Genomic DNA, 23,143 nt, shown 5'->3' on the forward strand with positions numbered 1-23,143 from the left:
GGGCCGGATGGCTGGGGGACTTACGGGGTGTGGTGGAGGAGGTCGGTGAGCTGGGCGGTGAGGGCGGCGAGGTCGAGGGCGTCGAAGTCGGTGGTGTCGGCGGTGATCACGGGGCCGGGCAGGTCGAGGGGTTCGTAGCGGCCGGCCATCAGCTCGTCGTGGAATTCGGCGAGGTTGTGTTCGTCCCGGTGGCCGGGGTGGCGGTCCGGGGAGGCGGAGCGGGCGGCGAAGCGGGCCAGCAGGGTGGGACCGTCGGTGACGCACTGGATCTGGATGGCGCGCGCTCCGGTGGCGGTGAGGAGCTGGCGGAAGTCGGAGGTCGCGTGGCCGGCGCGGAAGTTGGACTCGGTGATGCAGTCGGCCCCGGCGGCGAGGGTGTCGGTAAGCAGCGCGAACAGGACGGCGGCGGCTGCGGCCCCGAGGGTCTTGGACCGCTCGCGGTCGTCCCAGCCGAGGGTGTCGAACAGGGGCTCCTTGATGCGGTCGCGGCTGAGCAGCGGCAGGCGCAGGCGGGCGGCGAGCTGCTGGGCGATGGCGGTCTTCCCGGTGGCGGGCGGTCCGGAGATGACGATCACAGTGGGCACAGGGTGTCCTTCCGGTCGGGGTGGACGGCCAGGTCGGCCGGGGTTTGCAGGTGTAGCCAGTCGCCGGGGTGCTCGGCGAACGCCACGCCGCCGTGCTCGCGATGGAGGGCTTCGAGGGCGCGGGTGTGGCTGACGGGGTGCGGTCCGGCCGCCATCACGGTGAACACCTCGGGGGTGAGGAGGTAGGTGTCGACGAGTTCGTAGCGTCCCGGGCCGCGGTGGGGCGCACGGTGCCAGGAGGACACCCGCCCCTGGTGCGCGTTCACGGTGTGGTGCCCGTCGGTCCGCCAGTTCGCACTGGCGGCCACAACCGGCCAGCCGTCGGCGGCGTGCCGTTCCAGCAGGTCGGGCAGCAGTTGCCGATAGGGCAGCAGGACGTTGCCGGAGACGACGAGGACCGGCGCCGGGAGGAAAGCGGCCGCGGCAAGGAGTCCGGCCGGGCCGGGGGTGTGTTCACGGACGGCGTGGATGCGCGGATCGATGCGGGTACACCAGTCGGGAACGGCGGCCTCGATGTCCTCGGCCCGGTAGCCGGCCAGGAGACGGATCGTCGCGGCGCCGGGGACAGCGGCGCACAACTGGGCGAGGACGTGCTCCAGCAGAGGCGCGCCGAACAGGTCGCTCATGGTCTTCTGCCGGTGCGCCCCGGCCGGGCCCATGCGGCTGCCGCGTCCTCCGCACAGGACGACGATGCTGTTCACACCTGTTCCAGTTGGGGCAGGACATGGACGGCGGTCCATTCCAGGAGCTGCAGGTCCTCGGTGCACAGGGCGATGTCGGTGATCCCGGCGTCGGCGCGGCGCTGGAGGGCTTCAGCGATGCGGGCGGGGCTGCCGCCGACGGTCCACCAGGTGTCGTCTCCGCTGTGGGAGGCCCTCGGGGTGATCTCGCGGATCTGCAGGTGGAAGCCGGGCGGGGGAAGGTGGCCGGGGCGGGCGGCGCGTACTGTGGCGATCTGCGCGGCGACGGACTGGGCGGTCGGTACCGCTCCGGCGAGGCGCGGCCGGGTGGGGACGGTGAGCGCGATGGTGTCGGCGTAGCGGGCGGCGAGGTGGAGCATGCGGGTGCTGCCCGCGGCGATGATCAGTTGGGGCGGGGCAGCCTCGGCGGCGAGGAGCCACGCTCGGGCTGCATCGGGCTGATTGGGGCGGTCGGCAAGCGGCCAGGCTTGGCGCAGAAGATCGAGGGTGCGTTCGAGGGCGTCGATCCGGGCGGAGGCGGCGCGCAGGCCCGTGGGAAGGGCGTTGAGGTCGGCGTTCTGCCATCCAGCGCCGACGCCGAGTTCGAGGCGGCCGCCGGTGATGTGCTGAAGGGTGGCGGCTGAGCGCAGGGTCTGCTCGGGGGCGCGGAAGGCGTCCAGGAGCGTCATCGTCGCGAGCGTGAGGTGGGTCGTGTCGGCGGCAAGCCGGGCAAGCAGCAGGAGCGGGTCGGGCACCGGGGCGATGGCGGCAGCGTGGGGGCGGGTGAGGTGGTCGGGCAGCGCGAGGGAGCGGTAGCCCATGGCCTCGATCTCCCGGGCTGCCCGTACGGTGTCGGCGATCGGCTCCCCCGGAGCTGGGGTGTAGTGGACACCCACGGTGAGTCGCTTCATCGGGTTCCTCCGGTGGTCAGCGTGGCCGCCGGCGGGTAGAGCGCCGGGATGGCGTGCGGGACGGGCGCGAGCGTGACCGGCTTGTAGCCGAGCTTGGTGGGAGACTGGCGCGGCCTCATCTCCGTGACGTGGCTGGTCATGCCCTGCTGGAGGCGCTGGACGAGGGCGAACAGTTCGACGCCTAGAGCGAAGTTGTCCGCCTCGTCCTTCGGCAGGTGGGCGTGCGGCAGGCCCAAGGCGTTGACGATCCGCCGGCGGTGCAGACCGGGTCGGAACAGGGCGTTGAGGAGGAAGGAAACCTCCAGGCCGTAGCCGGGGGCGAGTTCCATCTGCGTCCACGCGGCGAGGGTCGCGCCCTGATCGCCGTGGAGGAGGTGGGAGAAGCGGGCCAACCAGCGGTCGACCACGGACTCGCTGCGGCTGGAGAGCCACTGGGAGAGCGCCCGCGAGGAGCGGCCTCCGTTCTTGGTGACCTGCTCCACCGCTGCTTCGAGCTCGGCGAAGCCGGTCGGGCCGAGCACGTCGAGCAGGCTGGTGCGGGTGGGCGGCCGCCCGGAGGGCAGGACTTCGCTGACCGGCGGGGCCTGGGGGACGGCGCGGGCGAGCGCAGCGTCGAGGAGGTCGAGGAACCGCCACGTCCGCTCCCCCGCGGCGTGCTTCGCGATGCCCGGGGCGACAGCCAGACGAAGGCTGCCGCCCTTGGCGAACTCCACGTCGGTGAACCTGGGGTCGGCGCAGCGTTCACCGCCGAAGCCGAGCGCCCACGGCGCGTACAGAGCGAAGGCGTTGTCGGCGTCGTAGACGAGGTAATCGCTGTCGAGGAACACGACGTACCGGCGGGCCGGGTCCCCGCCATCGGCCAGCAGTCGGTGCAGGCAGGACAAGAGGTGCTCGGTCTTCCCGCTGCCCGGCAGTACCGCACCCGTGCCGGGGTCGGCCAGGGGGCGGTAGCCGTCCAGCAGCCGGACCCGTCGGTCGAGTCGGGCGGCCAGGTCGCCCGGCGCCGGGCCGTCCTGGTAGCTGACGGTCAGGTCGACGCCGGGCGCGCGCAGCAGTCCGGCCAGGGCGCGGCACAGCCGGGCGGTGGTGTCGAAGCGGGTCGTGTCGGTGCCGTGGCACAGCACGACCAGGTGCACCGCCAGGCCGTGGTCAGCGAGTGCGGCGGTGACCTGAGCTTCGGTCAGCGCACGCCACTCACCGTGCTCGCCGAACAAGGCGTCGAGGTCCAGGTCGAGGATCGTGTCGTCAGGCGGCTCGAACACGGTCGTCCCCGTTCTGCGCGGCAGCGGCGTACATGCGGTCGATCACGTCGGCGACGGCGGCGGCCTGCCAGCCGGGGCACAGCGGGGCGGTGCCGGCACGGACAGCGGCGACGAAGTCCGCGTACATCGACGGGGCGGCCTGCAGCCCGGCGCCGGCAAGTGGCTGTTCCTCACCCGCTTCCCCGAACGCGGTGAGCACGTAGTGGCGGTAGGAGTCGCCGATGTTGGTCACCCGCAGGGAGCCCTTCGTGCCGCGCACCTCCAGCAGCACGTCCTCAGCGCGCGGGAGGTGGCCGAGGAAGCTGGTGTCGACCGAGAGGGAGGAGCCGCCGTCGAGGCGGAGCATGCCGACGGCGGTGTCTTCGACGTCGCCGGGCTCGTCGCGTCGTTCCAGCAGGTGTCGGCTGGTGGCGGCGCTCACGGATCGCACGGCCGGGAATCCGAGCGTCCACAAGGCCAGGTCGATGCGGTGGGTGCCGAGGTCCAGCAGGACGCCGCCGCCCGCGAGGGCCTTGTGCCGGTACCAGCCGGTGGGGACGTTGTCGCGGCGGATCCATCGGGTCCGGGCGAAGTACACCTGTCCGAGGTCGCCGCGGCGCACGAGTTCGCGGGCGGCCCAGTGCGCCGGGTCGGCCCGGAAGTCGTGCAGGGCCGCCAGGACCAGGCCGCGCTGCTCGGCCAGGCGCACGAGGGCGGAGGCCTGTTCCGCGGTGGTGGCGATAGGCTTCTCCACGGCGACGTGCTTGCCGGCCAGCAGTGCCCGCCGGGAGATGTCGGCGTGGAGGCCGTTGGGGACGGAGACGACGACCGCGTCCACGGCCGGGTCGGCCAGCAGCTCGTCCGCGTTGGCGGTGACAGTGCAGCCCGGTGCGGCCTCCTTCGCCAGTGCCCACGCGGTGTCCGGGGCGAGGTCGCACAGTGCGGTCACCGCACTTCCGGGGGTCTGCTGCCAGCCGCGCACGTGCCGGGCTCCGTGCCGCAGCCCGATGACGCCAATCCGCAGGTCGGGTTCGGGTGTCGGCCTGCTGGCCAGTGTGCTCTGGGTCATGGCCTTGCTCTCCTTCGATGATTCGAGTCGTCGCTCAACTTCGCTGCACAGCTGACTCGTTGAGGATGGTGCAGCCTTCGAGTGCGACGAGCTGGTGTTCGGCGAGGACGAAGCGGGAGCGCGGGTCGCCGTACTCGACCTCGACCATCGCGCCGCGCGCGGGCTCCTCTTCGCCTGGCTGGTACAAGTGGCCTCTGATTCCGGCGAGTTCGGGTCTTCGCACGCGCATGAGCACGCTGCCGGTGCGTTTGAGGTGGGGACAGTGGCTGCGGGCGGTGTCGGAGCACGGCAGGCAGGTCGGCGGGTGCATGGTGATCATCTGCTCGGGCCAGTCGGGCCAGTCATCGGCGCGGCCGTTCTCGACGAGCCACAGCACGCCGTTCTCGTCGCGGTCGGCGGGCCTCTTGCAGCCTTGACAGAGCGATCGGCGTACCGCTCGCCGCTGGCGTGCGGAGTGCACGTTGGCCAGCTGGGGGCGGCCCTCGCGCCGACCGGTCCAGCGAGCCCAGAGGAGGCCGTGCTCGTCCCGGTCGTACGGGGTCTCGTCTGCGTAGGCGAGACCGCGGGGAGTGACGACGAGGGGCGAGTCGGCCCTTCGCTCGCCCGCCCGGACCACCACCCAGGGGGCGAGGTCTCTGATCAGGCGGGTCGGCTCGGTGCCGCCGTCGAGGAGCACGCCGGTCATTGCTCGGTCCGGCCGGTGAAGGCTCGACCGGGGCGGCCGGTGGGCAGGGTGCCGGCGCCGATCAGCCGCAGCGCCGGAAGGGGGCCGCGATAGTTCGTGTCGGCGGTGACGGTGAGCAGGGTCCAGCCGTTCCAGACGCCGGCGCGCGCCATCAGACCGTCGTGGCGGGCCTCGACGCCGAGCGTCATCGCGCCGGGTGTGGCGAGGTAGGCGGGACTGGTGCGGTCGGAACCGGGCAGGGCGCGGCGAACGAGCTGTTCGGGGTCGGGTGCGCCGGGGGCGTGGACCTCGGTTCGCAGGCCGTCCGGGTAGGTGGCGGTGGTGGCGGTGTAGCGGCGGGGGTCTCCGTCGATGGTGGCGCTCAGGGTGGCTTCGCCCGGCTGGCCGGCGAGCAGGAGAACGGGGATGCCGGTGCGCTGGACCAGGCGGGCGGCCTCGTCTCCGAGAACGGGCACCGGCCGGGTCGTCCCGGTGGCGGTGGTCATCTCTTGGCCCTCTCCGGGCTGGGGGCGGGACGGTGGCAGGGGCAGGACGGCCAGGAATCGACGAGGTACGCGATCGGCTGCGGGGCGGCTGCGGGGTTGCCGAGTTGCCGGCGCCAGCGGTGGGAACGGACCGTCGGCCGGGCCGGACCGGGGCGGGTGATTCGCCGTCGGCGTTCCGGGCGCTCAGCCATCGGTGCCGGTCCCGCTCGCCGGGGCCTTGTGGCGGGCCGTCCGGGGGCGGGTGGTCGGCTGCTGCGCGTCCGCGCCGGGACGGACCGGACGGCGGCGCGGGGGCGCCACCGGGACCGTGATGACGTGGCCGGGGAAGGTGATGCGGTAGCCGACGAGGCGGTAGCTCCCGCCGTGCTGGGACGTGTAGGAGCCGGGGTCGGTGCGCGGGGGTGTGATGGCCGAGGGGCTGTCGAACGCCTCGGAGGCGGATATCCATCGTCCGGCCATGGGGCTACTCCGTTCGGTGCTGGGTTGGCTGGGTCTGGCGGGGGTGCTTGTCGGCGGTGGTGGTGCGGGTGATGACGCTGGTGGCGAGGGCGAGGGCTGCGCCGATGCGGTCTTCGAGGTCGGTCGGCAGTCGGCGCACGCCCAGGCCCGCTGTGGCCATGGCGGCGGCGAGCTGCTGCCGTCGGGCGGCGGGAAGGTGGTCGGCCCGGGGGTGGGTGAGAAGGTCGCGTGCGCTGTAGCCCTCCGGGGCGGCGAGGACCCGGTCGACGGTGGCGGTGAAGATCTGCCGCCCGTGGCCGGGGAGTCCGGCCGCGGCGGCGAGATCGGCAACCGTCAGGGCGAGGCGGGTGTCGAAGATCAGCGTTCCGGCGCCGGGCCCGACGGCCTGGTGGGCGCTGAGCATGGCGCGGGCCTGCTCGGGGCAGGGCTGCCCGGCGAGCAGGGAGCAGGCCGCGGTCAGGGCCGCGGTGACCGCGTCCTCCCAGGGCTCCTCCGTGGGGCTGTCGGCGAGCAGGCTGCGCGCCAGGTCGATGTGACCTTCGGTGGCGACGGCGATGACGGCGATCTGGCGGCCGTCGAACATGCGGCGGGCGATTCCGCCGGCCAGTTTCAGGTGGAGGTGGGCGTCGACCCATCGACCGGCCCGTACCAGGGCGCGAGCTCCGTCGTAGACGAGGACGTTGTCCAGCCACGCGGCAACCTCGTCCCGGTCGGGCCCGGGAACGGTCAGGCCCGCGAGGGGAACCGGGGTCCCGTCGAGGACGGCGTCGCCGTCGGTGGCGACGGCGTGGGCCAACCGTTCGATCAGGCCCATCGCGGCGTCGCCGTCAGCCTCGCGGATACGCAGCAGGGCGAGGTTGACCAGGGGCTCCAGCGCCAGGCAGGCCCTGGCCGGGGGCAGCGGGCGGGCGGAGAGGTAGAGGTTGGCGTGGTTGAGACACAGGGTTCGGGCGAGGTCGGGCAGGCCGCGGTCGGCGGCGAGGAGCGCGGTGAGGTTGTGCACACCGGATGCATCGACGAGGTTGTTGCCGACGTCGGCCGATGCGGCGAGTTCGGTGAGCCGCGACACCCGAGCGTCCAGCGCCAGGCCCAGGGGACGCCTCCGCGGAACGAGGGGGAAGTAGCGGAGCGCGTCGGCGAGCGGACCGGGCATCAGGGCGGCCGTCATGAGGGCTCCAGTGTGTGTTCGAGGACGGTGGCGGCGGCGGCCTCGGCCAGCAGCGCCTGATCCTGGTGGCTGAGGCCGAGCCGGTTGGCGTGGAACAGCTGGTGGTGGGCGAGGACCGCCCGCAGGCCGCGCTGGAGCAGGCCCCTGTCGGCAAGAGCCCGCAGGTCCCGGCCGCAGTCGGTGAAGGCGCTGAACCACTGGCCGGCGAAGGAAAGTTGCCCGACGGTCAAGAGGGCGGAGGCGGGGGCGGTGTCGGCCCGCAGGAGAACAGCAACGCTCCGGTGGAGTCGGCGCCCGCCGCCGGTGCCCGGGTCGGGCGGGCGATTGCGCGCGACCGTGGCCCAGGCATCCCCGGTCTCGTACCAGTCCAGGCCCGCGCCGCGCATCATCGCGGTTCCGAGAAGCAGGGACAACTCACGCCGCTGGTCACTCCGTTCGGCGTTGTGAACGGTCTGCAGGTAGGCGAGGACGTTGCGGCTGTCGAGGTGGAAGAGGCGGTGCGCGGCCTCCATGGCCTCCTCGCCGCCGAACGCGATCGTCTCGGGTTCGTAGATCACCGGGGTCCACCCGATGATTGCGCCGGTGGTGCGGAAGTGCTCCAGGACCGTGTCCACCGCGGCCGTGGCGGTCGCGCTGTCGACGGGGCCCGGCCGGTAGCGCAGCCGCCATCGGTCACCCTTGCGCACGAAGTGCCAGTTCGCGACGGCTCCCGTGCGCTCAAGCACCGCGAGGGCGGGCCCTAGGTGCTGGGCAGCGAGCCTCTCGGCGTTGACCGCGCCGGTCAGGTGCAGGTGGAACTGGAACAGCGGGGGCGGGGGCTTCTTCGCATCGGTCATGGCGGAGTCCTCCGGGTCACGTCAGCAGCAGGCAGCTGTCCCACCTGATGACGGCGGGCCGGTCGAAGGTCAGGGTGTGGTGAGCGAGCGCGGTGCCGGCCGCGCCTTCGAGCAGGCCCGCCTCGGCAGGGGCGACGTCGAGCGTGGCGATCGCGTCGGCTGCCGCGTGCAGCCTGGCCATCGTCGTGGCGTCGGTGGTGCGGGCAGCGAGCCGGTGGGCGAGGAGCCGTGTCCCGGCCGTGCCGTGACACAGCGTGTCGTCGGTGAGTCGGGTCCGCTGACGCGGATCGGTCAGGCAGGCGAGGAGCGCGTGTTCGGCGAGCTCTCGGCGCGGCAGGTCGCCGGTGGCGAGTGCGGCAAGGTGCTGGGCGTGAGCGATGCCGGGGGTGCCGTAGCACCAGGACGGGCGCAGCGGACCGTTCTGGAGGGTGAGGCCCGAGCGGTGTTCGGCGGGCGTGACGGCTTCGGGCCACCACGGTCCGGTGCCGGTGTCCTGTCGCCAGGTGTCGAGCCAGTGGGTGATCCGGTCGATCGCCTCCCGGTGGCCGCAGACCCGGGTTCCCTCAGTCCAGGTCAGGGCGAGGAGGGCGAGCGGGCCGGTGATGCCGTAGGCGAGACCCAGGTTGCCGTGGCCTCCGGGGTAGTGCGGTGAGGAATCGCCGGAGGGCGCGGTGTCGGTCCACCAGCCCGGCAGGTCGCGCAGGGGTTCGGTGAGGCGGACCAGGTAGGTCAGCACGTCGCGCAGCAGGTGGCTGTCGCCTCGGGCTCGCAGGGTCACGCCGAGGCCGGTCATGCCGTAGATGAGGTCGTACTCGGCGAAGATCGGCCGGTCCCGCTGGGTGATGCGCTGGTGGGCGGCGGCCAGCCGCCGTTCGGTCATCCGGTCGACGGTCGCGTCCAGTGCGGTGATCTGCCGCTCGTAGCTGCGCGGGCCAGCGGTTGCGGCCGCGCGCAGGACGTGGGCGAGTGCGGGGGCTCCGAAGAACAGGCCGGTTCCCGGGGTGGAGAGCACCGGTTGGCGCAGGCAGGCGGCGATCCAGGCATGCACCGTCTCCCAGTCGCCGGCGCCGGTGGTGGCGCGGGTGATGTGCAGCAGGGTGATACCCGGAGCGCCCTTGGCCAGGGACTGTCCCCATTTCGAGGAGGTGCTGTCGGGCGGAGTGCGGAACGGGTCGGTGGGCGTGGCGGATACGTTGCGGCCGCGGGTGGTGGTCATCGGGCCCTCTCCGAGACATGGGTGTGGGTCAGGGCGACGGCCCGGGCGAGCCGGTGGCAGGCGCGCTCGTGATCGGGATCGATGCCGATGGCCCGCGCATGGTGGACGTGCAGCAGTGCGCCGACCACTTCATCCGGCTCCAGCTCCCCCTGCTGGTCGAGCAGGAGGCGGTAGTCCGTGAGGGCTGCGGCGCGTTCCCGCCAGGCGCGGATCAGGTCTCGGCCGGAGAGCGTGTTCGCCAGTGCGGGCCAGGCGCCGGGCTGCTCTGTGAGAGCCAGCGCCAGGCTGCGGGCGGCGCGGGGAAGGGGGTGGTCGGTGTGGCGGGGAACGTGTTCCAGCAGCCATCGTGCTGCGGCGTCGGCCCCGAGCAGTGCGGTGGCGATGGCCACCATGCTCGCTGCCGTCAACGCGCCCGGGTCGGCCTTCGTCCGGTCGGCGTGGGCGAGCTGAGCGAGGACGGCCCGGGAGTCGGCGGCGAACACCTCCTCGGCCTGGCGCATCGCCGCGCCCCTTCCGTACCGGCCGGTCTCCGGCTGGTAGGTATCCAGCTGGAGGCGGGTCAGCAGACCGGCCGCTTGAAGCTCGCCGGCCCATGCGCCTGTCCGCTCTGCGGCCAGGGCGAACGCTGCCGGATCAGGCAGCCCGATACGCAGCCGCAGGTGCGGTTCGGGGTCGGTGTGGCGCAGGAACCACCAGGCGGGGTCGTTCACCCAGCGGCCCAGCAGGGCGGGCATGCGGGCGAGGATCTCGCCGACCCGGGCCGGGTTGCCGTACAGGCGCGCGTACAGCCACCGGGACGCTCCCGGCAGGTGCCCGTCGCGATGGCCGGTGACGTGCACCGGTCGGCGCCGGGTCGGTGGCAGCGGCGGGCGGGTGGAGTGCAGTTGGAAGGTGATCTCGTGGGCCCGGTCCCCGCACCACCCGTTCGCCTCGGGGGCCGGGGCCTCGGTGAGGACGGCGGAGGCCTGCTGGTTGAGGTGGTCGCGCAGCAGGACCAGGTGACCGGGCTGGTCGAGGTCGAGCGGGAGCTTCAGGTCGTGCTGGGTCAGCTGCACCCTGCCCGGTACTCGGTAGAGCACCAGCCAGCTTCGGGCGGCCCGCTCCCACTCGCCCCACGGTGCCCGGCGGGGCGGCAGGTCGGCGGAGGGGAGGTTCCAGCGGGCCGGGGAGAGCACGACGCGCCCGCGGCGCAGCCGGGGCAGGAACGGCAGCTTCCCGGCGGCGCCCCAGTCGAAGCCGGTGAACACGGGCGTGAACGCGCCTGTGATCTCGCACAGAAACCGGGCGAGGGGCTGGGTGTGCGCCCGGAACTCGATCGCGTTCAGCACGCGGGGCTCGATCGGACGGCGGTCGGTGAGGGAGACCAGCCACATCCGACGCTCGTCCGCGCACACGCCCAGCCCGTCCGCCTTCAGCGGGCCGCCGCCGGGGCCGGGATACTCGCCGAGCGGCAGCACCGGGAGCAGCGCCGGCGTGCGGGCGACGTTCTCGACGCGGGTGAACAGCGGCGGCACGGAGACCTGTACCGGCTGCGCGTCGGCGCGCAGTGTCGGCGCTTGGGAGATCGCCTTCGCGAGGACGTCCCGCTCCGCGCCGTCCAGCAGGTGGAGGAAGCGGCCCGTAGTGGTTCCTGCGGCGCGCGGCGCGGCCACCACAGTCACGGTGAAGGCTCCGGCGTCCAGCGACTCGATGTCGGTGGCGGCCAGGTGGACGGTGAGCTCCGAGTGCGGCTGCACCGCCGACGGAGCGGGAGCGGGGGCCAGGTCCTCCAGCGTGCGGTCGTCCAGGATGTGTTCGACGGCGCCTTCGACTGCGGCCTTCTGGGCGAGCGCGAGCAGCCTGGCGTCACGACGCCGGAGCCTGGCCGGTGTCTCGGGAAGGAGCGAGTCGCGGTAGCGGGCTGGGTAGCCGAGTCCGGTGTCGGGGTTCACCAACTCGGTGACGGGCACGACGGCTCCGGGCCCGTACCGCTCGGTGAAGCGGGCGTGGTAGGCGAGCCAGGCCGGGTTTCCGTCGGGGTGCGGGCTGAGCCGGGTCAGCAGTTCGGCCGCGCGTTCGGCTTCCCGGGCTACCCGCGCGGGCAGCGTCACCGGCCCGGCGGCCAGCCGCAGGTCCACCATCAGCAGCGGGCCGTCCTCGGGGCTGCCGCTCATGGGGACCGTGATCGCCGCCCGTGCCGCCCGCTGCTCCTGGGGGGTGTCGAGCCGGTTGTGCCGGTCCAACCCGGCGTGGAGCCGACGGAGGTCGTCGGTGATGCGGACGACCTCGGGGTTGTCGTCCGCTCCGGCCCGTGCAACGGCTGCGAGGAGATGACCGAGCGGATCGGTGGTGGTCATCGATGGTCGTAAGCAGCTCAGCAGCAGCCGCTGCCGAACCAGTTCGCCGACCATCAGCCGCACCTGGTCGAGGTGCGCGTTGGGGAACCGGGCGGCGAGGCGGCCGACGAGCGTGCCGAGGGACACAGGCTCGGAGGCGGCTTCCAGGGCTGCGAGGACCGCCCGGGTGGCGCGCACCGAGACCTCGACCGGGGCTTTGCCCGCCGGGTGAGGCTGTACCGGCAGCACAATCCGCTCTCCGCGCAGCACGCGCAGGTCGTTGGCCACCGCCAGCAGCCGGTCCGCGAGCAGCGCCTCCAGCCGGGTGGTGACGCCGGCCAGCCACGCCGCGTCGGCCCTGGCCTCCGTCCGGCTTCCACCCCACAGCGGGGCTACCGCCCTGTCTCCGATCGGGCAGGCGGCGACGCCGGCGAACAGGCCGAACGGGGTCGCCCTGCCCTGGGCCCGAAGCGCGTAGTGCATCACCGTGGCCGTCAGCCGACGCAGCCGGGCGGTGCCGATCGGGCGGCCCGCGACCACCGCGTGCACCCGGCCGGTCAGCTGCTCCCCTGCCGCGGCCTCGATCGCGGCCACCAGCTGGGAATCGGCCCAGGCCGAGCGCAACCAGGCTCGCCAGGCCGCCGCGCCAGCGGGGGTGCGGTCGGCGAGGTCGGGCCATCGCGGCGTGGCGTCGGCGGGCCGCGCGGCGGCGCGGATCAGAGCCGGTCCAACAAGGCGGTACAAGGGGGTTCACCTCCGGAATCCAGGAAGGGCGAGGCCCAGCGTGCGGCGGCACGCACAGCAGCCGCACGCCGGGCCTCGGGTCACACGGGACGGGGACGGTCAGACGTTGCCGCCGCCGCTGGCGCACGCCGAGCCGTCGCAGGTGCTGCCGCAGTTGTCGTCGGTGGAGCGCAGCAGGGCGGCGACGGGGTCGGCGCCCTCCACGATCTGCAGGTCGAGGTCGAAGTCGTCGGCCAGAGTGGTCGCCGCGTCAACGTTGCGGGTCATGACGGTTCCTCCTGTTTCGTTGGTGGTGCTGGGTTGCCTGGTCGCGGGTCACGGCCAGGTGATCGCGAGCCGGACGTGCCGCTTGTCGATGACCGGCCCGTCCGGGAGCTGGTCGTCGGGGGTTCCGGCCGGGTAGGCGGTGAAGACCGGGCCGGGGCCGGTGCGGTGCTCCCGGGTCCAGACGCCGACCTGTTCGGCGATCAGGTCCGCGAGGCGGTCACCGTCGGGGCCGAAGCCGTGCGCGCCGAACTCGAACACCGCAGGCTCGTCGCCGATCTTGCGCAGCGCGAGGTAGGCGAGGCTGTCGCGGTCCACGACGAGCGGGCAGGCCATCCTGTTCGCCGGGGCGACGGTCTTGGTGTCCAACTCGGGGTCGACGGAGATCAGACCGAAGCCGGGCAGCGCGCCGGCCAGCCACAGGTACAGCGAGTCGAACGGCTCCTGGTTGCCGACCGTGACCTGCGTCCACCGCTCGACGCGGGGCGTCTCCAGCACGCCCGCGAGCCGACTGGTGTCGGGCCGGTCGAGTTCGTCGAAGCGCAGCCCGACCTCCTTGGTTCCGCGCGGCAGCACCAAGTGCTCATCGTGCGCGCCGGTGCCCTGCATCTTGACGAAGCCGCACACCTCCGCGCTGACGCTGACCAGGCGCCCGCCGTCGCGCCGGAAGCTGATCGAGCGGGTCAGGCCGCGCATCCGCAGGGGCACGGTGATCGTCCCGCCATCGGCGAGGCCATCGGTCCAGGCCGGGGGAAGGTCCCAGGCCCCGACCGTGACGAGGGTGCGGTCGAACGGCCCCCCGTCCACGGGCTCGGAGCCGTCGGCGAGCACCACCTTCACCCGGCCGTAGCCGGCCTCGTCGAGGAAGCGGGATGCGCGGTCCGTGACGAACGGGTCGATGTCGACCGTCGTCACCTCGCCCTCGGTGCCGACGAGTTCGGCGAGCAGGGCAGCGTTGAATCCGCCGGATCCGATCTCCTCGACCCGCATCCCCGGGTGGACGTCGGCCTGTTCCAGCATCAGGGCCTGGATCTGCGCCGCCGAGACGGAACTGACCGCGACGCCGTGCTCGTCGCGCTTGGTCACCAGGGCGCGCACCGGCTCGTACGCCTCGGTCGGCGGCACCTCGGGGGCGAAGACGTGCCGGGGCACAGCGAGCAGGGCGTCGGCCACGCGGTCCGTGCGGATCGTGCCGTCGGCTCGCAGCGCGTCGACCATGGCCGAGCGCAGCTGCTCGTGGGGCTCGGAGGTATTCGGCAAGGTGGACATGGTGGCAACTCCTCGTCGTAGGGGCCGCGGTGTGCGCAACGCGGCGGATCAGTCCCTGGAATACACGACCACGGGCGGTCTCCGGGTGAGGCCGGGGACACTGCGGCGAGCCGCCTTCGGTCAGCCCGGATTCTGGTCGCGGGCGGGCCGGTTGAAGGCGGTGTTCGGTCCTGGGGTCGGCCTGCCGCACCGGGGGTGCGGCAGGCCGGGTGGGCCGCGTGTTCACCCTCCGACACGCGGACCGTGTTTCCGCCACGTCTCCCGAGCCGCGGGAGACATGGGGGCCGTAGCGGTGACGCTTGGAGGCCTGCTACGGCAGTTCGGGGCAGGCCTGGCCGTTCGGAGACGGACATGCCCGGGAGGCACTCAGGGGGCGGGTGCGGCGGCGGGCCGCAGGCTGGAACGGGTGCGGCGGATCGCGATGGCGAGATCTCTTCGCCTGGTGAGGAGGCCGCTGCCGTCCGGCCCGACCAGCCATTCCCGGTCACCGACGCGGCCGGCGCCTACGGCGGGCATCGGGATCGTCTGCGGCGCTCTGCCCCCGGGCCGCCGGACAAGCAACTCGCCTTCGGGGATGCCCCATTCCTGGTCGGACTCGACGGTCACAAGCCAGTAGTAGTGGCGCCGGGTGTGGTCCAGCATCACCGGCCCGGGCGGCAGCCCGGAAGCCCGGAGATCCTCGATCGCGGCACGTCCCAGCTGAGGCGACAGCAGCCGGACGACGTCGAAGTGGATGCCGACAGGGATCTCGACGAGCCTGCTTCGGCTCCACTCCAGGCGCGCACGAGCGGTGTCGCCGCTGGCTTGGGCCAGCCACCAGCCGCCGCGAACAGCATCATCGGAGATTCCTCCCGGTCGACCACGGCCAGCCATGACTACTCGCCCTTCCTCATCGACGGGGGTGCTGCGGTGCTCGGCCTGCGCACTGGGCGGTGCCTGAAGCCGCCGTGGAACCTGGCGCTGAGCGCCCGGAGTCGGCCCCGCGGCCGGGGTGAAACCGTCGGCCCCTGAAGCGCGCCGACCGTCCTGCCTTTCCCTGGGCGGGCGCGGAGGAGTCTCCGCGCTACTCCCAGCACGTGACCCGGACCGGGGCGGGGCGGCCCGGTCCGGGTCACGCCGCGGTCCTGCCCCTCTCGACGCGCTGGCGCTGCGGTGCGCCAAGGGTGCCGATCCGGATCTGGGGCCTCGAACGCCGAACGGCCACGGCGGCGGTCAACACGGCGATGCGGCTGCGGATGCTCCCGCCCGGTCCGAGGTCGTCCCGCCGGTCCGGGCGCGTCTGCGAGTGAGCCGTGGCTTGATCGGCAGCCGACGAAGTCTGCACCTCAAGTTCGAACCACACGCTCCAGCCCATGACGCTGCCGGCGGAGTTCGTGCGCTGGCCCCATCCGACGTCGTCGGCGTAGCCAGCGATGACCCCAAGCCCGCGACCACAGGTCGCCTCCGGGTCGTCCATGCGCCCGTTCATCGAGGGCACGACCATGCCCCCGTCCGTGACGGTGATCCGAAGCCGCTCGCGGTCCTTGTCGATGTCGGCTTCGATCAACAGTGCGGCGCTCCCATCAGCCGCCTGGCCACCGAATCCGTGCTTGATCCCGTTGGCGACTGCCTCCGAGGCACACACGCGCAGCGCGTACTTCCGGTCGTCATCGAGCTTGATGCCGGCCAGGTCGGTGACCTCGCGCAGGAGTCTGTCGCGGGTCGCTCCGAGTGAGGCGGTTCTGAGCGGGGTTGTGAACTGTAAGACGCGGTGCATGGCAGATCCTCCGGGCCGGGGTGGTGGTGCGGCTGGGGGTGAATCCGGTGACGACTCGGAGGCCGCCAAGAGCGCGCTCAGCTCGTTGACCGCGCCACTGGGCGGCACGGCTCGGCAGGGAGCGGCTTCATGCGAAGTGCTGATCACGGGTTGAAGGCATCCCGGGCTTCGGCAACCTGGACGGTGCCGATCTAGGTCTAGGCGTACCCAATCAACGGGATCGCCGGTCACCACCCGGAGGTGCTGTCTTGCGATCCGTGACAACGAGGATGACAGCTGAGCCAATGTCAGCGCAAGCCGTTGGGCAGACTTTGAGAATTCTCATTTCGAACATGTTGGCTCGCACACTCGGCTTCGGCCGGGCTAGCAAGTACCGGTCCACAGGAGGCAAACTGGCCACCTGACGGATCAAACGTGAGAAGGGGGTACTGCCGATGGCGGAGGCCACAGTTCGGCAACGCCAGCTCGGCAACCAGCTACGGGCGATCCGCGAGAAGCGCGGCCTCACTTTGGAGGCTGTCGAACTCCTCACCGGCCTCACCCCGGCGAAGTTGTCACGGGTGGAGCTGGCCAAGACGCCCGCCAAGCCTGCCGATGTCGAGAAGCTCGCCCGCGCGTACGAGTGCGACGACGAACTCCGCGAGTCACTCGTGGCAGTTGCGCGAGAGGGTAACAAGCGAGGCTGGTGGTTCAACTACCAGGACGTGCTGGCGCCGTGGCTGGCGGACCAGATCAGCTTGGAGTCGTCAGCGGCCTCGTTCCGCACCTTTCAGGTTCAGCTCATCCCGGGGCTGTTGCAGACCGCCGACTACGCACGAGCCGCCATCGGCCGGCTGGCCATAGGCGCATCGTCCGAAGATGTCGAGGCGAGGGTACGCGTGCGCCGTGAGCGACAGGCCGTACTCACCCAGCCCAAGCCGTTGGAGGTGTGGGCGGTCATCCACGAAGTTGCCCTCCGAAGCCTCGTCGGCGGAGCACCAACCATGCGCGGGCAGATGGAGAAGCTGCTGGAACTTGCCGTCCTCCCGAACGTCACCATCCAGGTGATGCCCTCGGAGACTGGGGTCCACCAGGGAATGAACGGGCCCTTCTCCATCCTTGGCTTCCCTGGCAGTGATCTCGACGTCGTCCTGCTCGAAGGTCTGCTGAGCAGCGAGTGGGTGGAAGACCCGCAGCGGGTGAGCGTCTTCGACAGGGCGTTCCGCGAGATCGCTGCCGAAGCCTGGCCCGTCGACCAGTCCATCAACTTCATCACTGAGCAGAAAGACAAGTTGAAGTGAGCATCGTGCCAGACTCCACAACCTTGCAGGTCAGGTGGACGAAATCCAGCTTCAGCGGAGGCAACGGCGACTGCGTCGAGTGCGCCAACCTCACTGGGGCCGTCGCCGTCCGAGACAGCAAGAATCCGCATGGCCCCGCCCACGTTCACCCGAAGGCGGCCTTCGATGCCTTCCTGGCCGCAGTCGCCGGGAACAGGCTTGCATCGGTCGCCTGAATAGAACGGCCCTGTCCGGCCCGACACCTCCGCGGGGTGGCGGGCCGTACGGCGTTCTTCGCGCCGCCTGTCGCGGCGGAGGTGACCGCGTTACCGTGAACACCCTGCCGCCCGACCATGCAGCTGCTGAGGAGCCGACCATGACCTCCCACCTGATCGCCTCTGCCCTCCCCACGTCCTGGAGAAGGGCTTCTGCGAACGGCGGAAACGAAAACTGCGTGGAGTGCGGGAAGCTGGCCGACACCGTCGCAATCCGGGTCAGCAAGGACCCGCACGGGCCAACGCACCTGCACCCGGCTGGGGTGTTCGGCGCGTTCGTGGCTGCGGTCGCCGCCGGGCGCCTGGTGCCGACCGCCTGAACGGGGCTGGTGCGGGCCGGGCCGTTGGGGGGCCAGGCCGGGCAGGTCAGGGCAACTGGTCGAAGTCGCCGGCCGCTGCTCCCTGCTGGAATGCCTTCCACTCGTCCTGGTCGAAGACCAGCGGTGGTACGGACGGGTCGGCACCGTGCCGCATGACGATGTACTCGTCGACGAAGGCGATCTGCGGGCCTTCGGGCGCGTCCGGCGCGGCCAGCCACTGGGCCCCGGTGAGGTCGAGGTCGCGGGGCTTCGGGGGGCGGCTCGGGCGGGACGGTTCGGGCACTGGCGGCCTCCTGCGTGGTGGTGCTGTCGACTTGGCCCGCGTGGGTACGGGCTCCCGCCAGTATCCCTGCGCGGCGCGGCAGTGTCGGCACTGTCCGGCGCGGGGCGACGAATACGGCGTGGCTCTCGTCAGGCCACGAGTCGCTGATCGAACCCTGCGGTGATGAGTCGCTGGAGGGCATCTCGAACCTCCTCTGGAACGGGCTGGGGCTCCGCGAAGCCACGCTTCGGGTACTGGATCACACGTTGGACATCGCCCACCATGCTGTTGATCACCAGCCGGTGATCGCCGACTGCTTCGAGGTACTTGTGCAGGTCTGTCCTGGCCGATGCGCACACGATGCCCACCGCCGGCCAGACCTTGCGGCAGGTCGCGTAGGCGCGCCGCTCCATGTACGGGGTGGAGACGAGCAGCACGGACCGGACCTGGACGCCTGCGTCCGTGAGGAGGTCCCGGGAGAAGGTGATGTTCTCCCCGGTGTTGCGGGCGTTCAGCTCGCGCAGGATCGCGGACTCCGGTACGCCGAGCGCGACGGCGTGCTCGGCGAAGTGCGTGGCCTCGCCGCGGGGGAAGGCGTCCGGGCGGGAGGTGTTCGGCCCGCCGGTGAACACGATCCGCGGCGCGAAGCCGCGCAGGTACAGGTTGGCCGCCTCGGCTGCAACGCCGAGGTCGTGTGTCCCAAGGCCGATCGCGACGGTGCACGGCCGCAGGGTGTGGCGCATCTGCTGGTAGTGCCAGAGCAGAAGTGCGTCGTTCCGCTGCTCGGCGGTGAGCGTGTTCCCTGGTGGGTGGCCCATGTGCGTCCGTTCTGTTCGGTAGGTCGTCCGGGCCGGGATTGCGGCGGCCAGGGCGCACCGGCGCTGTACGGCCTGCTACCGGTCGGGGTGGTCGGTGGCCAGCAGGGCGATCTCGATGGCAAGGGCGCCCAGTTGCTCCTTGTCGGGCGGGTAGATGCCGCGCAGGGCGGCAAGGGTGCCGGCCCGGTCGGTGGCCTGGTTGATCGCGGCCGGGTCCTCTTCGTTGAGGAGGACCGAGAAGTCCGGGTAGTGGCTAACGCGGATGACCTCGCAGGTGACCGGCCGGTCGTGGTCGGTGCGGAAGTCGATCCGGTCGCCGGGGCGGATCAGGTTCTTGGTCGGGCTGGCGGTGCGTACCTCGACGGTCTTGGCACCGCTGGCGACCAGGGCGTGGTACTCGGGCAGGAGGTGCAGGTCGTGCATCCTGGCCGGGCCTCGGTAGTCGGGCAGGGAGCGGCGGGCGACCCGGTCGAGGTGCGCGCAGAAGACGTCGTTCGCGTCGGGGGTGCGGCTGCGCAGGGCGACCATGGCGGTGAGGATCACGTCGCACAGCTCGGCCTGCACGTCGGCCTCGGTGTGGCTGCGGCCCTTGCGCGGGTTGGAGGAGAGGACGCCAGCGATGGCTTCGCTGACCTCGCCGACCTCTTCGCTGAGTTTGAGGATGCGCATCAGCTGTTCCTGCTCGGGCGGCAGGGTGGCGTTGGCGTCCAGCCAGCTGACGAGTTGGGCCACGGTGTCCCATTGGGTCACGGGGTGAAGCGCGGTCGTGGTGGTCATCGCTTCCTTCTTGTGCGGTCGCGGTGCGGAAGAGGCTGGGCGGGAGCGGGCTCGCAGCCGTGTTCCACGTCTCAAGGCGTGATTGACCGTAGCGGGGCGGTTGCGGACGGTGCCAGAATTTTGCGCAGAATTGCGCTCCCATGCGATGTCGACCGGTGCCGCCCGGACATCGCGGCCCCTTCGGGGGCGAGCGGACGACCAACGCGCTGCGGACAGGCCAGAGACCGTCGGACGGGGTCCGAACTCCCCACCACGCCCTTGACGGTGACCACTCAGTGGGGAATCGTCGAGCAAATCTGCGCAACTGGCTTGCGATGGAGGGCTGGTATGAAGAGGCTACGACTCATTGGGATCGACCCCAGCACCGGGGACGATGAGTGCCCGACAGTCTGGTTCGACGAGGAAACCCGCGAGATCGTCGTCCAGGGCTGGAAGGCCAGCGACGGACTGCGCACCGCGTGTCTGGAGACCGGTAGCATCCCCGACTCGGAGGATGTGGTCCGGCTGCCGGAGCGCATGGTGCCGATCTTGAGGAAGGCGTGCGATGCCGCCGACGGGACCGACGTTCGCTGAGCAGCTGGCTGCTGCTCGGTTCACCGCCGTGCACTTGGAGATGCGCGACTCCTACAGCGTCGAGAAGGAGGCGGAGGCCCTCGCTGCGTGGCGGGACGGCTTCCGCTACGATCCGGCCGACCGCGCAGCTTGGTGGAGGCCGTGGCTCACCCAGATCCAGGAGACCGTGGCCCGCGGTGTTGAGGTCCGGCGCGCGCGGATCGTCTCCGAGCCCGTGTCGGAGTACATCAGGTACGAGCACTCCGGGACGTTCACGAACATCGCCGCCGGCGAGGACATCAGGTGGCTTCCCCGGCGCCGGGCGTCCGACATCGCCCTGCCGGGCAACGACTTCTGGCTGTTCGACGGCAAGCTGGTGAGGTTCAACCACTTCACCGGCGAAGGCCAGTCCGCCGGCCCGTCGTTCAGTGACGACCCGGCCGTGGCCACGCTGTGCGCCGCGGCTTTCGAGACGGTCTGGCAGCGGGCCGTGCCGCACGAGAAGTACAGCGTCTGACCCGTAACGCACCAATCACCACAGCAACGATGCCGACCTCCCCGTCCTCCAGCGCCCAGGCAGCCCGTGTTGCCCTCGCCGCCCGTCTCGGCGAGCTGATGCGCGACGCCGGCCTGAAGGGCGGGGAGTTGTCCGCCCGCTGCGGCTGGCATGCCGCCAAGACCTCCCGCATCCTCAACGCCAAGGCGGCCCCCGCCGACGCCGACATCCGTGCCTGGTGCCGGGCCTGCGACGCCGATGACCAGGCCGACGACCTGATCGCCTCCAACCGCGCCGCGGACTCCCTGTACGTCGAGTGGCGACGCCTCACCCGCACGGGACTGCGCCACGCCCAACAGGCCCGCGTTCCGCTCTACACCCGCACCCGCCACTTCCGCGCCTATTCCTCCCGCGTCGTCCCCGGCGCCCTGCAGACCCGCGAGTACGCCACCGCTCTGCTGCGCACGGTCGCCGATGTCCGCCAGACCCCGGACGACGTGGCGGACGCGGTCGAAGCCCGCCTGACTCGCTCCGGTGTCGTCTTCGAGGGCGGGCGCCGCTTCGTCGCGGTTATCGAGGAGTCCGTCCTGCGGTACCGGCTCGGCGACGAGGCAGTGATGGCCGGGCAGCTCGGCCACCTGCTCCGGATCATGTCGATGCCGTCGGTGTCGCTGGGCATCATCCCGTTCACTGCGGGCCCTCGTACGATGTGGCCGGTGGAGACCTTCAATCTCTTCGACGACCGGCAGGCCGGAGTCGAACTGTTGTCGGCCCAGGTCACCGTGACCGCTCCCGGTGACCTCGCGCTCTACAACCAGGCGTTCGCCCGGTTCGCCGGGCTCGCGGTCCACGGTGCCGCCGCGCGCACGCTGATCACCACCGCCATAGACGCCCTCGGGTGACCTCCTGCTCTGGCTTCGGAGCCTCCGGCAGGCCACCGTGGACACCGGCTTCCTCCGGTGCGGCGGACCGAACTGGAGGCATACCGAGCCGATCACCCTCCGACCCGGCAGTCGACGGCCCCGCCGATCTTGATAGGGACCGCACCGCACTTCCTGGGGCGGTCTGCACATGCCCCCACCTGCGCCCGTGTCGCGCAGGGACAGAAGAAGCCGTTCTGAAGGGCAGTTAGCCGCCTTCCTGGTGAACGGCAGGGCAGGAACTGAATGGTCCGATCATAGTTCCGTCATAGATGTGCAAAATCCATGGACGTTCACTCGATCGTGTAATGGCCTTTCTCGCCGTGGAGGGTGAATGATTCTTCTCGCTCGGTCTGCGCAATCCCGCACGGGATTGCGCAAACCTCCCGACGGGGGCTTCCCATTGATACGACCAATGGGAGTGGAGTGTCGTTCGATCATGGAGGAGGGCTCGTCATGGAGATCTTCAACGGCGTCGCGGCGGACACCATCGAGGCGACGGGGCCGTGGCAGAAGGCCAGGCGTAGCGTGCAGGCAGGGTCCTGCGTGGAGCTCCGGCCGCTGGACACCGGTGCGGTGGCGGTCCGCAACAGCAGGCACCCGGACGGTCCGGCCCTGGTGTTCACCCGCGCCGAGATCGACTCGCTGTTCGACGGCGTCCGCAACGGTGAATTCGATCACCTGACCGCCTGACGTTCAGCTGACGGCTGATTCCCGTCTTAGCCGATTGGTGTGACGGTCGGGCCCCCTTGTGTAAAACTCATCCGGATAGCTCAATGGTTGGGATAAAGCACTGGGGGGCCCGATGGCCGTCGAGACATTCAATTCCGGGCGCGGGGGCCGCGCGGACCGGCCGTGGGCGGAGGCCGGGTTGATCCTGGGCGCCCACCTGGAGGTCGCGCGCGGGCGCCGCAAGCAGAGCGAGGTGGTGGAGGCGACCGGGGGGCGGGTCAGTAGGTCGCTCTACAGCCGCCTCGAAGGCGGCGAGGTGCGGATCGACAAGCCGCACATCGTGTCCATCATCCTGGACGCCCTGGACATCGCGCCGGGCACCCACCACGACCAGCTGACCGCCCTCGCGTTCGAGGCGTCGAAGGAGGGCTGGGCGTCGAGGTTCCGCAGCGGGCACCGCGAGGTAGTGCCCGACTCGATGCTCCGGCTGACCTCGCTGGAGGAGTCGGCGACCGAGTTCTTCGTGGTGGACCGCAACGCGATCCCCGGCCAGCTCCAGACCGAGGCGTACTCCAAGCTCGTCACCAACTACACCCTGCCGGCCAGCCTGAAGGACGCCGGGCTGCAGGACGTGATCGTCGGCCTTCGGGCCGAGCGCCGATACCGGTTCGCGGGGCGGCTGGTCACAGACCGACCCAAGGGCCGGTTCTTCATCGAGGAGGCCGTGCTCTACGCGGACTTCGGCCACCCCGGGGTCCTGATCGACCAGTTGCAGAAGCTGCTCGACATCGTGGAGAACCGGGCCCTGCCCGTCGGCATCCGGGTGATGACTGCACGGGCTCCCCTGGCCGTCCCGGTGAGTACCCTGGCGCGTCTGGGTTTCCGCAGGTCGCTCCTGGACGCGGTCCCCGACGTGATCTACAGCGAGACGGGGCGCACGGCGTCCTTCCACCGCGGCTCGCTGCCCGGAATCACCGAGGCCGACGACCCCGACTACGTGGACCTGGACGATCTCATCGACAACGTGCTCATGAGGGCCCCCGGGTACCGGGACAGCCGCCGCCTCATCGAGAACGCCCTGCTGGAGGCCCAGCTCCGCCTGTAGCAGCG

The 23,143-nt window shown here is 71.5% G+C and carries 27 protein-coding genes; 8 read left to right on the forward strand and 19 right to left on the reverse strand.

Going from position 1 to position 23,143, the window contains the following annotated elements; all coding sequences use genetic code 11:
* Window positions 1-20: 20 nt before the first annotated feature.
* The 16 genes from ACIQIB_RS11325 to ACIQIB_RS11400 form a co-directional block, all read right to left on the reverse strand.
* The gene (locus ACIQIB_RS11325; RefSeq protein ID WP_400757644.1) at window positions 21-584 is read right to left on the reverse strand and encodes an AAA family ATPase; all 564 of its coding nucleotides are present in this window, start codon (window positions 582-584) and stop codon (window positions 21-23) included.
* Window positions 572-1,285 (reverse strand): NDP-sugar synthase, encoded by a 714-nt coding sequence (locus ACIQIB_RS11330; protein ID WP_400757645.1) that lies wholly within the window; start codon window positions 1,283-1,285, stop codon window positions 572-574. The genes ACIQIB_RS11325 and ACIQIB_RS11330 overlap by 13 nt, the downstream gene beginning before the upstream one ends.
* Entirely contained in the window at window positions 1,282-2,175 is an 894-nt protein-coding gene (locus ACIQIB_RS11335) for an LLM class flavin-dependent oxidoreductase (RefSeq protein WP_400757646.1), read from the reverse strand. Before ACIQIB_RS11335 ends, ACIQIB_RS11330 begins: the two co-directional genes overlap by 4 nt.
* Window positions 2,172-3,437, reverse strand: a complete 1,266-nt coding sequence (locus ACIQIB_RS11340) for a hypothetical protein (protein WP_400757647.1) — start codon at window positions 3,435-3,437, stop codon at window positions 2,172-2,174. Before ACIQIB_RS11340 ends, ACIQIB_RS11335 begins: the two co-directional genes overlap by 4 nt.
* The gene (locus ACIQIB_RS11345; RefSeq protein ID WP_400757648.1) at window positions 3,421-4,485 is read right to left on the reverse strand and encodes a Gfo/Idh/MocA family protein; all 1,065 of its coding nucleotides are present in this window, start codon (window positions 4,483-4,485) and stop codon (window positions 3,421-3,423) included. The genes ACIQIB_RS11340 and ACIQIB_RS11345 overlap by 17 nt, the downstream gene beginning before the upstream one ends.
* Window positions 4,486-4,519: 34 nt before the next feature.
* A complete protein-coding gene (locus ACIQIB_RS11350; protein WP_400757649.1) occupies window positions 4,520-5,170 on the reverse strand; it encodes a hypothetical protein in 651 nt (216 codons plus the stop codon).
* Window positions 5,167-5,655: a hypothetical protein gene (locus tag ACIQIB_RS11355; protein ID WP_400757650.1), complete on the reverse strand. Its 489-nt coding sequence runs from the start codon at window positions 5,653-5,655 to the stop codon at window positions 5,167-5,169. The genes ACIQIB_RS11350 and ACIQIB_RS11355 overlap by 4 nt, the downstream gene beginning before the upstream one ends.
* A gap of 183 nt (window positions 5,656-5,838) precedes the next feature.
* Entirely contained in the window at window positions 5,839-6,114 is a 276-nt protein-coding gene (locus ACIQIB_RS11360) for a hypothetical protein (RefSeq protein WP_400757651.1), read from the reverse strand.
* Between the two features lie 4 nt (window positions 6,115-6,118).
* Window positions 6,119-7,282 carry a hypothetical protein gene (locus ACIQIB_RS11365; RefSeq protein WP_400757652.1) on the reverse strand — a complete coding sequence of 388 codons (1,164 nt, stop codon included), beginning with the start codon at window positions 7,280-7,282 and terminating at the stop codon, window positions 6,119-6,121.
* Entirely contained in the window at window positions 7,279-8,118 is an 840-nt protein-coding gene (locus tag ACIQIB_RS11370) for a thiopeptide-type bacteriocin biosynthesis protein (protein WP_400757653.1), read from the reverse strand. Before ACIQIB_RS11370 ends, ACIQIB_RS11365 begins: the two co-directional genes overlap by 4 nt.
* Before the next feature lie 16 nt (window positions 8,119-8,134).
* Window positions 8,135-9,334, reverse strand: coding sequence for a lanthionine synthetase C family protein (locus ACIQIB_RS11375; protein WP_400757654.1), 1,200 nt, complete (start codon window positions 9,332-9,334; stop codon window positions 8,135-8,137).
* Window positions 9,331-12,393: a lantibiotic dehydratase gene (locus tag ACIQIB_RS11380; protein WP_400757655.1), complete on the reverse strand. Its 3,063-nt coding sequence runs from the start codon at window positions 12,391-12,393 to the stop codon at window positions 9,331-9,333. The genes ACIQIB_RS11375 and ACIQIB_RS11380 overlap by 4 nt, the downstream gene beginning before the upstream one ends.
* Window positions 12,394-12,492: 99 nt before the next feature.
* Complete coding sequence (locus ACIQIB_RS11385; protein WP_400757656.1) at window positions 12,493-12,660, reverse strand: FxLD family lanthipeptide; 168 nt, start codon at window positions 12,658-12,660, stop codon at window positions 12,493-12,495.
* A gap of 48 nt (window positions 12,661-12,708) precedes the next feature.
* A complete protein-coding gene (fxlM, locus tag ACIQIB_RS11390) occupies window positions 12,709-13,926 on the reverse strand; it encodes a methyltransferase, FxLD system (protein WP_400757657.1) in 1,218 nt (405 codons plus the stop codon).
* Window positions 13,927-14,292: 366 nt separating this feature from the next.
* Entirely contained in the window at window positions 14,293-14,799 is a 507-nt protein-coding gene (locus ACIQIB_RS11395; protein ID WP_400757658.1) for a hypothetical protein, read from the reverse strand.
* A 238-nt stretch (window positions 14,800-15,037) separates the two neighbouring features.
* On the reverse strand, window positions 15,038-15,682 hold the full coding sequence (locus ACIQIB_RS11400; protein WP_400757659.1) for an ATP-binding protein: 645 nt from the start codon (window positions 15,680-15,682) through the stop codon (window positions 15,038-15,040).
* 434 nt (window positions 15,683-16,116) lie between these two features.
* Here ACIQIB_RS11400 and ACIQIB_RS11405 point away from each other — a divergent pair, with 434 nt between their 5' ends.
* From ACIQIB_RS11405 to ACIQIB_RS11415, 3 genes are all read left to right on the forward strand, one after another.
* A complete protein-coding gene (locus tag ACIQIB_RS11405) occupies window positions 16,117-16,962 on the forward strand; it encodes a helix-turn-helix domain-containing protein (protein ID WP_400757660.1) in 846 nt (281 codons plus the stop codon).
* Window positions 16,963-16,967: 5 nt separating this feature from the next.
* A complete protein-coding gene (locus ACIQIB_RS11410) occupies window positions 16,968-17,177 on the forward strand; it encodes a DUF397 domain-containing protein (RefSeq protein WP_400757745.1) in 210 nt (69 codons plus the stop codon).
* A gap of 140 nt (window positions 17,178-17,317) precedes the next feature.
* On the forward strand, window positions 17,318-17,536 hold the full coding sequence (locus ACIQIB_RS11415) for a DUF397 domain-containing protein (RefSeq protein ID WP_400757661.1): 219 nt from the start codon (window positions 17,318-17,320) through the stop codon (window positions 17,534-17,536).
* A 46-nt stretch (window positions 17,537-17,582) separates the two neighbouring features.
* Here ACIQIB_RS11415 and ACIQIB_RS11420 read toward each other — a convergent pair whose 3' ends face one another.
* From ACIQIB_RS11420 to ACIQIB_RS11430, 3 genes are all read right to left on the reverse strand, one after another.
* The gene (locus ACIQIB_RS11420) at window positions 17,583-17,819 is read right to left on the reverse strand and encodes a DUF397 domain-containing protein (protein ID WP_400757662.1); all 237 of its coding nucleotides are present in this window, start codon (window positions 17,817-17,819) and stop codon (window positions 17,583-17,585) included.
* 128 nt (window positions 17,820-17,947) lie between these two features.
* Window positions 17,948-18,616, reverse strand: a complete 669-nt coding sequence (locus tag ACIQIB_RS11425) for a YdcF family protein (protein WP_400757663.1) — start codon at window positions 18,614-18,616, stop codon at window positions 17,948-17,950.
* A gap of 75 nt (window positions 18,617-18,691) precedes the next feature.
* The gene (locus ACIQIB_RS11430) at window positions 18,692-19,393 is read right to left on the reverse strand and encodes an ASCH domain-containing protein (RefSeq protein ID WP_400757664.1); all 702 of its coding nucleotides are present in this window, start codon (window positions 19,391-19,393) and stop codon (window positions 18,692-18,694) included.
* A gap of 327 nt (window positions 19,394-19,720) precedes the next feature.
* Between ACIQIB_RS11430 and ACIQIB_RS11435 the strand changes: the two genes are divergently transcribed.
* The 5 genes from ACIQIB_RS11435 (at window position 19,721) to ACIQIB_RS11455 (ending at window position 23,138) form a co-directional block, all read left to right on the forward strand.
* Window positions 19,721-19,966 carry a hypothetical protein gene (locus ACIQIB_RS11435; RefSeq protein WP_400757665.1) on the forward strand — a complete coding sequence of 82 codons (246 nt, stop codon included), beginning with the start codon at window positions 19,721-19,723 and terminating at the stop codon, window positions 19,964-19,966.
* Window positions 19,938-20,462 carry a DUF6879 family protein gene (locus ACIQIB_RS11440; protein ID WP_400757666.1) on the forward strand — a complete coding sequence of 175 codons (525 nt, stop codon included), beginning with the start codon at window positions 19,938-19,940 and terminating at the stop codon, window positions 20,460-20,462. The genes ACIQIB_RS11435 and ACIQIB_RS11440 overlap by 29 nt, the downstream gene beginning before the upstream one ends.
* Window positions 20,463-20,491: 29 nt before the next feature.
* A complete protein-coding gene (locus ACIQIB_RS11445; RefSeq protein WP_400757667.1) occupies window positions 20,492-21,343 on the forward strand; it encodes a DUF5753 domain-containing protein in 852 nt (283 codons plus the stop codon).
* Window positions 21,344-21,817: 474 nt separating this feature from the next.
* The gene (locus tag ACIQIB_RS11450; protein WP_400757668.1) at window positions 21,818-22,054 is read left to right on the forward strand and encodes a DUF397 domain-containing protein; all 237 of its coding nucleotides are present in this window, start codon (window positions 21,818-21,820) and stop codon (window positions 22,052-22,054) included.
* Between the two features lie 112 nt (window positions 22,055-22,166).
* Window positions 22,167-23,138 carry a Scr1 family TA system antitoxin-like transcriptional regulator gene (locus tag ACIQIB_RS11455; RefSeq protein ID WP_400757669.1) on the forward strand — a complete coding sequence of 324 codons (972 nt, stop codon included), beginning with the start codon at window positions 22,167-22,169 and terminating at the stop codon, window positions 23,136-23,138.
* The last annotated feature ends 5 nt before the right edge of the window (window positions 23,139-23,143 follow it).

The organism is Kitasatospora sp. NPDC092286, from assembly GCF_044755565.1.
Taxonomy (GTDB): Bacteria; Actinomycetota; Actinomycetes; order Streptomycetales; family Streptomycetaceae; genus Kitasatospora.